Consider the following 11,084-nt stretch of genomic DNA (forward strand, 5'->3'; position numbering starts at 1 on the left):
AGGGACCGGCCGAGTCTCCCGTCCAGCGTACGGCAGCCGGTCCCGGGCCGGTCAGCCCGCGGCTCGGGGCGGGGCGGCCACGGGGCGCGCGGGGACGAGCTGCAGCCGGTGGGCCAGGGCGGCCGCCTCGCCGCGGCCGGCGACGCCCAGCTTGGCCAGGATGTTCGAGACGTGGACGCTGGCGGTCTTCGGGGAGATGAAGAGTTCCTCGGCGATCTGGCGGTTGCTGCGGCCGGCGGTGACCAGGCGCAGGACGTCGCGTTCGCGGCTGGTGAGGCCGAGCTGGTCGGCGGGGTCGGCCGGGGTGTCCGGGCGGCGCGGGGTGTGGGCGGGGCTCAGGCTCAGGCGGGCGCGCTGGGCGAGGAGGGTGACGGACTCGGTGAGCGGTCGGGCGCCGAGGTGGTCGGCGACGGCGGCGACGAGGCGGAGGAGCTCGGTGGCGCGGTCGCGGTCGTCCTCGGCGGAGCTGCCGGACGCGGCGGCGGAGACGAGGAGGGACTCGGCGAGGCGGTAGCGGACGCGGGCGAGGTCGTAGGGGCGCTCGAGGGGTTCGAAGGCGGTGACGGTGGCGGACCAGTCGTCGGCGGTGTCGCGGCCTTCGGCACGGAGCAGTTCGGCGCGGACCCACTGTTCGTGGGCCTGCCAGACGGGGACGTGGACGGCCTGGGCCTTGGCGGCGTCGCGGATACGGGCGACGGCCTCGGTGCGCTCCGCCTCGGCGGCGGGCAGGCCCCGGGCGTCGGCCTCCGCGGCGGCGGCGGTGCGCAGCAGGGGCCAGAGGTAGCGCTGCATGGAGTGCGGGAGGCCGGCGGTGACGAGCCGGTCGAGTTCGGCGCGGGCGTCGAGGAGGCGGCCCTGGGCGACGGCGAGAGCGAGGGAGAGATGGGTGAGGGGCAGCAGGTACTGCGGCATCGGATCGTGGGTGCCGTAGAGCTCACGGGCCGCTGCCAGGTGGGCGGCGGATTCCTGGAGGGCGCCGCGGGCGAGGGCGAGGGTGGCGAGGTGGAGTCCGGCGGTGGCGCGGGGTTTGTCGCTGACGGCCATGGCGCGGGTGCGCTCGGCGGCGTCGGCGGCCTCGGTCCAGCGGCCGAGGGAGATCAGGGACTCGGCCTTGTTGGCGCGGACCCAGCCCTTGGTGTCGGTGAGGCCGTAGCGGCGGCACTCTGCGATGCCGAGGTCGCAGAGCCGGACGGCTTCGGCGGAGCGGCCGGAGCCTTCGAGGACGGAGGGCAGGTTCACGTTGACGTGGCGGATGCGGGCGATGAGGCCGAGTTCGGCGGAGCGCTCGCGTACGGCGTACATCTCGGTGAAGCCCTCTTCGATGTCGCCGGCGTCGACGAGGAGGCCGCCGAGGACGAGGCGGGCGTTGAGCTCGATCTCCTCGGCGCCGACCATGCGGGCGTACTCGACGGCGCGCTCGGCGGCGGCGAGGGCTTCGGCGCCGGGGTTGTGGAGCATGCCCCAGGAGGCGGCGTAGGTGAGCACCTCCGCGTGCACGGCGGACGGCGGCAGGCCGCGGACCAGCTCCTGCGCGGTGGCGATCTCGTCCCAGCCGTCGCTGCGGCCGAGGGTGGAGGTGAGGCTGCTGCGCTGGATCCAGAACCAGGCGGCGCGCAGCGGGTCACCGCCGCCCGGGGTGCGCGCGGCGTCCTCCAGGATGCGGATGGCGCGCTTGGCGATCTTGAGTGCGGGTTCGCGTTCGCCGCAGAGGCGGCCGGCGACGGCGGCCTCGGCCATGAGGTCCAGGTAGCCGAGCGGGGTCTTCGCGGGGTCGCAGCCGCAGGCGAGGTACTCGTCGACGTAGTCGGCCAGGCGCAGGCGGTCGCGGATCTCCTGGGCTGCGCCGTCCCAGAGTTCCATCGCCCTTTCCAGGAGCCGCAGTTGCTCGGCGTAGGCGTGGCGGCGCTGGGCCTCGACGGAGGCGTCGAGCACGGCGGGCAGCGCCTTGGCCGGGTCGTGCGCGTGGTACCAGTAGGCGGCCAGGCGCATCACGCGGGCGTCGGCGGGCACGAGGGCCGGTTCGGCCTCCAGGGCTTCTGCGTAGCGCCGGTTGATGCGGGAGCGCTCGCCGGGGAGCAGGTCGTCGCTGACGGCCTCGCGGACGAGGGAGTGCCGGAAGCGGTATCCGTCGCCGTCGGGCGAGGCGGTGAGGATGTTGGCGCCGACGGCGGAGCGCAGGGCCTCGATGAGTTCGTCCTCGCCGAGCCGGGCGACGGCGGCGAGCAGCGCGTACTCGACGGTGGAGCCGCCTTCGGCGCAGATCCGGGCGATGCCCTGGGCGGGCTCGGGGAGGGACTCGACGCGGACGAGGAGGATGTCGCGCAGGGAGTCGGTGAGGCCGGTGGCGCAGCCCTGGGCGGCGGAGACGGCGAGTTCCTCGACGAAGAAGGCGTTGCCGTCGGAGCGGCGGAAGATGTCGTCGACGACGGAGCGCTGGGGTTCGTCGGCGATGATCCCGGCGATCTGGCGGGCGACCTCGGCGCGGTTGAGCCGGCCGAGTTCGATGCGGGTGACGGTGCGCAGCCGGTCGAGTTCGGCGAGCAGGGGGCGCAGCGGGTGGCGGCGGTGCACGTCGTCGGAGCGGTAGGTGGCGACGACGACGAGGCGGCCGCCGCGCAGGGTGCGGAAGAGGTAGGAGAGGAGGTGCCGGGTGGAGGCGTCGGCCCAGTGCAGGTCTTCGAGGATGACGAGGACGGTGCGGTCGGCGGCGACGCGTTCGAGGAGGCGGACGGTGAGTTCGAAGAGGCGGGCGGTGGCCGTCTCGTCCCCGTGGCCGTCGCGTCCGCGCGGCTCGGCGGCGGGTCCGTCGGCGGCGCCCGGGCCGGCCGGGCGGTCGGCCAACTCGGGCAGGACTCTGGCCAGTTCGTCCTCGCGGCCCGCGGCGGCGGCGTCGACCTCGTCGGGCAGGGCGCGGCGCAGGGCGCGCAGTGCGGTGGAGAACGCGGCGAACGGGAGGCCGTCGGCGCCGATTTCGACGCAGCCGCCGGTGACGACGACGGCGCCGGTGCGGCAGGCGCCGGCGGCGAACTCCTCGACGAGCCGGGTCTTGCCGACCCCGGCCTCGCCGCCGAGCAGCAGGGCCTGGGGTTCGCCGGCGGCGGCGCGGGTCAGGGCGGTGTCGAGTGTGCCGAGTTCGTCGGCACGGCCGACGAACACCGGGCTGACGGATCGGGTCTCCACAGCGCCGAGCATCGCACATTGATCCGGGACGAGGGCAAGGGTTTTCGGGCTGCCGGGCCCGGCCGGGGGCCGGGGTGCCGGGTTCATGCGGTGCGGGGTGCCCGGTGGCGGCGGGGGCTGTCGGTACTGCCCGGGACCTCGGTGCTCACCCGCCCTCCGGCCCCGTGGCTCACGGAGCCGCGGCCCGCGCGCTCGGATCGCTCGGCGCGGGCGGCCCGGGCGGCGGCGCGGGCGCGGCGGTACTCGTCGGCCTCGCGGCGGAGTTCGAGGGCGCGCTGCTGGTGGATCTCGTACTCGAACACGGTGTCTCCCTGGTGCTTTCGGCGGTTTCTCGCGGAGTGCTTTCCGCGATGCCTCCACTTTCGTCGCCCAGGGGGGTGCGCCACATCGGGAGAGTGCCGCATCTGGGACGCGGCGGGGGCCTTAGGCGGCGCGCTCGGGGGAGGTGCGCGGTGCCTAAGGCCCCCTGGGGGTGCTCAGGTCAGCTCAGGCCGGGGGTGCCGAAGATCAGGTCGGTGTACTTGGCCACGGCCAGGATCAGGCCGATCACGCCGAGGGAGACCCCGGCCCAGGCCGCGGACTTGATCCAGGCGGCCTGGGGGCGGCCGGGTGCGCCGAACGCGGGGCGGGCCAGGACGACGACGGCGACGACCAGGGCGAGGAGGGCGAAGAATCCGCCGACGGCGGCGGTGGCGTGCCAGCCGTCGGTGTAGCCCTCCTTGACCTGGGCGGCGACGCCGGGGTTCGCGTTCGTGGAGAGGTTCAGCTGGCCGGTGAGGGTCTCGCGGGCGGAGACGATCGTGCCGATCCAGCTGCCGGACAGGGAGAGGAAGCCGAGGGCGGCGGAGACGATGGCGGCGGCGCCCTGGCCCACGCCGGCCGACTCCGGCGCGGTCACGTCACCGGAATCGGCGAGCTCGTCAGCGGCCTCCTCGGCGTCGTCCTCGGCGTGCGCCTCGTCCTCGTCCCGCGCCTCGGCACGGGTATCGGCATCGGACCCGGCGGGGGCAGCGGCATCGGCCTCCCCGCCGGTCCCGGCCGCCGCCTCGGCCAGGGCCTCGTCCTCGGCCGGGGTGGGGGCGGCCGGCTGCGCGTCCGTCTTCGTGTTCGCATCCGTCTTCGTAGTCATGGTGCGCACCGTACGGACGGAGTCTGAGAGGGGGCTTAACGCGCGAGGAGGGCGGCGCGGGCGCTCGGCCACTCCCGGGCGAGCAAGGACCAGAACTCCAGGTCGTGGCGGACGCCGCGCCAGGGTGCGGCCTCGCGGCGGACGCCCTCGCGGGTGAAGCCGAGGCGGCGGGCGACGTTCAGGCTCGGCACGTTCCCGGAGGCGGCGATCCATTCGACGCGGTGCATACCGCGCCCGTCGAAGAGCCAATCGATCATCGGGAGCATGGCGCGGGTGACGAGGCCGCGTCCGGTGGCGGAGGGCTCCAGCCAGCAGCCGACCTCGGCGTTGCCGCGCTCGGCGTCGACGTTGAGGGTGAGGACGCCGCCGACGAGGGTGTCGTCGACCCAGATGCCGTGCAGGGCGCCGGTGTCGGCGGCGCGCATGTCGGCGTAGCGCTGGAGGGCGGCCCGGGCGGAGTCGACGTCGGTGGCGGTGGAGCCGAAGGGGATGAACTGGCCGATGAACTCGCGGCCCCGCTCGATGTGGGCCAGGAACTCCTCGGCGCGCCAGGGCTCCAGCGGCCTCAGCCGGGCGGTCTCGTCGAGCGCGATCTCGTACATCGGTGGCCTCCGTCGCCGTCAGGGCCGGACGGATCTCCGGCCCGTGGACTCGCGGCCCGTGGTCACGAGGCCGCGTCGCTCAGCGCCTCGCCGGTCGCGGCGCGCTGTTCGGGGATCTTCGCATCCCCGGCCGGACGGCATTCGGGCGGCTCGATGCTGAGCCGGGGCAGGATGCGGTCGAGCCAGCGGGGCAGCCACCAGTTGGCGCCGCCGAGCAGGTGCATGAGGGCGGGGACGAGGAGGGTGCGCAGGATGAACGCGTCGACGGCCACGGCGACGGCGAGTGCGATGCCGAACATGGCGATGACGCGGTCGCCGCTGAGGACGAAGGCGAGGAAGACGGAGATCATGATGACCGCGGCCGAGTTGATCACGCGGCTGGTCTCGGCGAGGCCGACGCGGACGGCCCGCCGGTTGTCGCCGGTCTCCAGCCATTCCTCGTACATCCGGCTCACGAGGAACACCTGGTAGTCCATGGAGAGCCCGAAGAGGACCGAGACCATGATCACGGGGAGGAAGGGTTCGATGGGGCCGGAGGCGCCGAGGCCGAGGAGCTCGCTGCCCCAGCCCCACTGGAAGATCACGACGACGACACCGAAGGCGGAGGCGACGGCGGCGATGTTCATCGCGGCGGCCTTGAGCGGGATGCCGATCGAGCGGAAGGCGAGGAGCAGCAGGACGCAGCCGAGTCCGACGACGACGCCGACGAAGAGGGGCAGCTTGCCGATGATGACCTCGGCGAAGTCGTCGTAGCTGGCGGTGACGCCGCCGACCTGGACGTCCAGGGTGCCGCCGGCGGACTGCGCCTCGGGGACGACGTCCGCGCGCAGCCGGTCGACGAGGTCGCTGGTCTGCTGCGACTGCGGGGAGGAGTCGGGGACGACGGTGAGGTGGGCGGCGCTGTCGTCGGCGTTGTAGGTGATCGGCGAGACGGTGGCGACGCCGTCGGTGGTGCGCAGCTCGTGCGCGAGGTGGGTGAGGGCCGCCTTGTCCTGGGCGCCGTCGACCTCGGTGACGAGGGTGAGCGGCCCGTTCATGCCGGGGCCGAAGCCGTCGGCGAGGAGGTCGTAGGCCTGCCGCGTGGTGCTCGACCGCGGGTTGTTGCCCTGGTCGGAGGTGCCGAGGTGGAGGGAGAGAGTGGGGAGCGCGAGGACGGTGATCAGACCGAGGGCGAGGCCGCCGAGCAGCTTGGGGTGGCGCTCCACGAAGGCGGCCCAGCGGGCGGCGAGCCCGGTCGGCAGTTCGGGGGCGGGGCCGTGTTCGGCGAGGCGGCGGCGTTCGCGGCGGGACAGGGCGCGCGGGCCGATGAGGGAGAGCAGGGCCGGCAGCAGGGTCACGGAGGCGGCGACGGTGAGCAGCACGGTGAGCGACGCGGCGATGGCGACGCCGTTGAGGAAGCTGAGCCGCAGGATGAGCATGCCGAGCAGGGCGATGCAGACGGTGGCGCCGGCGAAGACGACGGCGCGGCCGGTGGTGGAGACGGCCCGCTGGGCGGCCTCCGGCACGGACAGACCCTGTTTGAGGCCCTTGCGGTGCCGGGTCACGATGAACAGGGCGTAGTCGATGCCGACGCCGAGGCCGACGAGCATGCCGAGCATCGGTGCGAAGTCGGCGACGGTCATGGCGTGCCCGAGCAGCACGATGCCGGCGTAGGCGGTGCCGACGCCGACGAGAGCGGTGGCGATGGGGAGCATGGCCGCGGCGAGCGAGCCGAAGGCGAGGAGCAGGACGACGGCCGCGACGACGACGCCGACGATCTCCGACACATGGGCGGAGGTGGGTTCGGTGAGGGCGACGGCGCTGCCGCCGAGTTCGACCTGGAGGCCGTCGGGTCCGTGGTGCTCGGCCGCGCGTGCGGTGTCGACGACGGCCTTCGCCTGGCTGACGGGCAGGTCGTCGGACTGCTGGTCGAAGCTGACGGTGGCGTACGCGGTGCGGCCGTCGGCGCTGATCCCGGCGGCTCCGCCGGAGTCGGCCTCATAGGGCGAGGCGACGGCGGAGACGCCGGGCAGGTCGCCGATCTGCCGCAGGGTGTTGCTCATCGCGGTCTCGACGTCCGCGGCCCGCACGGTGGAGTCCTTGATGTGCCAGACGACGGTGTCGCTGTCGCCGCCGAGCGCGGGGAAGTTCTCGTTCAGCAGCTGGGTCGCGCGGCCGGACTCGGTGCCGGGTGCCTCGTAGTCGTTCGAGTAGGCGGAACCGGCGGCGGTCGCGGCAGCGGCGGTGCCCCCGAGGGCGAGCAGCCACAGCAGGACGACCACGAGCCGATGCCGGACACACCAGCGTGCGAGTGCGGCCACGGACATGCTCCCTGGATGATGTATGGATCTTTGACCGGGAACAGCCGTACAAAAGCCGTTTAAAGATGAACAGCCCGCAAAGAACACATGAGCAAGGAGCAGCCACTCTTACAGGCCGAGGAGATCCTTTGTCGCTTTCGTGGGCTTACTCACAGGGATATCCCACACGCTCGGGGGTATCGGCGGGGCGTCATCCGGACACGCTGGGGCGCCCGTTCTCGATGTGGCCCATGAGGCGCCTGTGGAGGCCGTCGGCGCTGATCTCGACGTCGTACCAGCCGTGCGCGTCGGCGGTCTCGTGGACGATCGTGACGGTCCGCCCGGGCCGTACCGTGACGGTGCGCTCGCCGAGGGTGAAGGTCTGCGACGCCTCTCCCGTGGCGCGCAGCCGGATGCGCAGCACCCGCGCGCGTCCGTCGACGGTCGTCGTGACGTCACCGCCGGCGTCGGTGCGGCCGCGGAATTCGCGCCGGAAGCCGTTGGGCCCGGTCACCACGAAGTCGTACGCGGTGGCGCCCTCCGCGCCGACCGGTACGGCCTGCTCGCGCGGGACGTCGAAGTGGAGCGGCGCGGCGGCCTCCCCCGCGTACGGGTAGAGGGCGAAGTGCGCGCTGGAGCTTCCGGTGTTGCTCAGGTTCAGGGTGAGCCTGCCGTCCCGCACGCGCGCGTGGGCGTCCGGCTGGTACGGGAGAGGACGCGCGGGCCGGCTGCCGGGCTCCTGCTCGGGCACGGCCTGCCGGTCGGGCGCGGGCGGCTGCGGCGCCCATCGGCCGCTGAACGCGGGCACGGGTCCGGGCTGCTCGACGGAAGGCTGCCGGGCGGTGCGGCGGAAGTCGAAGGCACCGGTGAGGTCACCGGTGACCTGGCGGCGCCACGCGCCGATGTTGGGCTCGCGGATGCCCGTCCAGCGCTCCAGGAAGCGGACGACGGAGGTGTGGTCGAAGACCTCGGAGCAGACGTAGCCGCCGACGGTCCACGGCGAGACGACGAGCATCGGCACCCGGATGCCGAGGCCGGTGGGCAGGCCCTGCCAGTGCTCCTCGGTGACGTCCGGGCCGGGGACGGGCGGCGGCACGTGGTCGAAGAAGCCGTCGTTCTCGTCGTAGTTGATGAAGACGGCCGTCTTCTTCCACACCTCGGGGTGCGAGGCGAGCGCGTCGAGGACCTTGTAGACGATGGTCGCGCTGTGGATGGGCGAGGACACGGAGGGGTGCTCGGAGTCGACGGCGGAGGGCACCAGGTAGGAGACGCGGGACAGCTTTCCGGCGGCGACGTCGGCGGCGAAGGTGTCGGCGAGCTTCCCGGTGGGGACGCGGCGCAGGGCCCGCTCGAACAGCGAGCGCTCCTTCTTGTCGAGCGTCGCGACGCCCTTGTCCAGGGTGGCGAGGAGCGCGTCGCGCTCGGCGTCGTCCTTCGCGTCGCGCACCTTGGCGTAGAAGGCCTCCATGAAGGTGAGCCCGGTGCCGGCGAGCACCTTGCGGGCGATGGCCTTGAAGGTGGTGAAGAACTCGATCTGGTTGTCGGTGAAGTTCTCCCACTCCGTGTACGTCTGCCAGCTCACGCCCGCCTGCTCCAGGCGCTCGGCGTACGTGCCCCAGTCGTAGCCGGGGTGGGTGCCCTCGTTGTAGGCGTCGTTGCCGACGGCGCGCGTGCCGTTCGGCTCGTTGCCGGTCTTGCCGCTCCACAGGTGGTTGCGGTTGGGGCTGGTGGAGGAGTGGATGGAGGAGTGGTAGGCGTCGCAGACGGTGAAGGTGTCGGCGAGCTCGTAGTGCAGCGGGATGTCCTCGCGTGTGTAGTACGCCATCGTGGCCGCGGTCTTCGCGGTGATCCAGCCGTCGTGCCAGCCCTTGTTCCAGGCCTTGGCGCCGCCGCTCCAGGAGTGGTCGAGGGCGCCGATGTACTGGAGGTCCTTCTTCTGCGTCGCGGCGGCCTCGCGGACCGGGAACGGCAGGACGGTGCGCAGCGCGCCGGGCTGCTCGAGGACGCTCTTGCCGCTCGGCAGCGTGATCGCGTTGCGGTCGCCGAAGCCGCGGACACCGCGCAGGGTGCCGAAGTAGTGGTCGAAGGACCGGTTCTCCTGCATGAGGATCACGACGTGCTCGATGGCGTCGAGTCCGCCCTGCGGCGGTGCGCCGGCCTCGGCCTGGGCGGCGAGGGCCTGCTGCAGCGACGGCGGCAGGAAGGATCCTGCCGCGGCGGCACCGAGCGCCCCTCCGCCGAGGGCCATGAGGCGTCTGCGGGACAGGGCCGGGGACGCGGGCGACGGGGAGTCCGACGACGGGGACACGGGACCTCCGAACGTAAGGGGCTGCAGCACCTAATGGTCTGCGGTTGACCCATTGAGTGGTTCGGCGGGGACGCTAGCGACGCCGGATGGCGCAGGGAAGTACGCGGACGGGCCACGGCGTAAACGTCCAACAGTCCGTCACAAAGGTCCAACTCCGGCCTCTGCGACCTTTCGCCCCTTCGACCCCCGTGGTCCGGGGCCTCAGCCGAGCACGGCGAGCGAGGCCCACAGCGCGAGCGTCGAGCCGAGCAGCGTCGCGGGGACGGTGAGCAGGCCGAGCCGGGTGAACTCCCCCAGCTCCGGTTCGGTGCCGTGTGCGTGCACGATGCGCCGCCACAGCAGCGTCGCGAGCGAGCCGACGTACGTGAGGTTGGGGCCCACGTTGACGCCGATGAGGGCGGCGAGGACGGGTCCGGGGCCCGCGGGTGCGACGACCGGCAGCAGCGCGAGCACGGCCGGCAGGTTGTTGATGAGGTTGGCCAGGAGAGCGGCGGCGCCCGCGATCGCCAGCAGCGCGGCCAGGGACGTGCCGTCGGGCAGGACGCGGGCGATGGCGTCGCCGAGCCCGTTGTCGACGACGGCCTTGACGACGATGCCGAGCGCGAGGACGAACAGGCAGAACGGCAGGTTGGCGGCCGTGAGGAGTTCGCGCGGGGTGCTGCGGCGGCGGGCGAGCGAGCGCGCCCCGAGCACGGCGGCGCCCGCGAGCGCGGCCCACAGCGGCTCGGCCCCCGCGAAGGAGGCCACGGCGAACCCGGCGAGCGTCAGCCCCAGCACGACGAGCGTGAAACGCGGGACGCCGGGCGCCTCCTCGTCCTTCGGCTCGTGCGCGTACGTGGCGAGGTCGGCGGCGAAGTACCGCCGGAACACGGCGTACTCGATCCCGATCGCGACGAGCCAGGGAAGGGTCATCAGCCCGGCGAACCGGGTGAAGGTCAGCCCGCTCGCGGTGAACGCCAGCAGGTTGGTGAGGTTGGAGACGGGCAGCAGCAGCGACGCCGAGTTGGCGAGGTGGGCGCTCGCGTAGACGTGCGGGCGGGGGCGCGCTCCGATGCGGGCGGCCGTGGCGAACACGACCGGGGTGAGCAGGACGACGGTGGCGTCCAGACTCAGCACGGCCGTGACCGTCGCGGCGACGGCGAAGACGCCGCCGAGCATGCGCGTGGGACTGCCGTGACAGGCCCGGGCGACGGCGTCACCGGCGGCGCGGAAGAGTCCGTCGTCGGCGCAGAGCTGGGCCAGGAGCAGGATCGCGGCGAGGAAGCCGACGACGGGGAGCAGTTCCTTCGTCTCGGTCCAGGCGTGTTGCGGGGTGACGGCGCCGATGGCCACGGCGACGGCCGCGGCGGGTACGGCGGCGACGGCCTCCGGCCACTTGCGGGGACGGACGACCGCGAAGGTGAGCACTGCGGCGAGCAGGATCAGGGCGGCGGGCAGCACTCGGGCCTCTCCGGCGTGCGAGGAACGGGGGCAGGGGCGGCGCCCCCGTGACGTGAACACAAGGAAGCGGGGGGGGGTGGGGGGGGGGTGGTGGGAGGAGAAGGGCGACGCCCCCACAGAAGCAGCGAGCACCGACGCGCGGCGCA

The 11,084-nt window shown here is 73.4% G+C and carries 7 protein-coding genes; all 7 read right to left on the reverse strand.

What is annotated here, in order from left to right; all coding sequences use genetic code 11:
* Nucleotides 1-51: 51 nt before the first annotated feature.
* Entirely contained in the window at nt 52-3,192 is a 3,141-nt protein-coding gene (locus tag ACFW9D_RS18590; RefSeq protein WP_384623179.1) for an AAA family ATPase, read from the reverse strand.
* Between the two features lie 71 nt (nt 3,193-3,263).
* The gene (locus ACFW9D_RS18595; protein WP_384623181.1) at nt 3,264-3,482 is read right to left on the reverse strand and encodes a hypothetical protein; all 219 of its coding nucleotides are present in this window, start codon (nt 3,480-3,482) and stop codon (nt 3,264-3,266) included.
* A gap of 179 nt (nt 3,483-3,661) precedes the next feature.
* Nucleotides 3,662-4,309, reverse strand: coding sequence for a hypothetical protein (locus ACFW9D_RS18600; protein ID WP_384623183.1), 648 nt, complete (start codon nt 4,307-4,309; stop codon nt 3,662-3,664).
* Nucleotides 4,310-4,344: 35 nt separating this feature from the next.
* Nucleotides 4,345-4,911, reverse strand: coding sequence for a GNAT family N-acetyltransferase (locus ACFW9D_RS18605; RefSeq protein WP_188336721.1), 567 nt, complete (start codon nt 4,909-4,911; stop codon nt 4,345-4,347).
* A gap of 62 nt (nt 4,912-4,973) precedes the next feature.
* Nucleotides 4,974-7,211 (reverse strand): MMPL family transporter, encoded by a 2,238-nt coding sequence (locus ACFW9D_RS18610; RefSeq protein ID WP_384623185.1) that lies wholly within the window; start codon nt 7,209-7,211, stop codon nt 4,974-4,976.
* A gap of 190 nt (nt 7,212-7,401) precedes the next feature.
* Nucleotides 7,402-9,438 (reverse strand): phosphocholine-specific phospholipase C, encoded by a 2,037-nt coding sequence (locus ACFW9D_RS18615; protein WP_384623219.1) that lies wholly within the window; start codon nt 9,436-9,438, stop codon nt 7,402-7,404.
* A gap of 261 nt (nt 9,439-9,699) precedes the next feature.
* A complete protein-coding gene (locus ACFW9D_RS18620; protein WP_384623187.1) occupies nt 9,700-10,938 on the reverse strand; it encodes an SLC13 family permease in 1,239 nt (412 codons plus the stop codon).
* Nucleotides 10,939-11,084: the final 146 nt, after the last annotated feature.

Source organism: Streptomyces sp. NPDC059524, from assembly GCF_042749255.1.
Classification (GTDB): Bacteria; Actinomycetota; Actinomycetes; order Streptomycetales; family Streptomycetaceae; genus Streptomyces; species Streptomyces xanthii.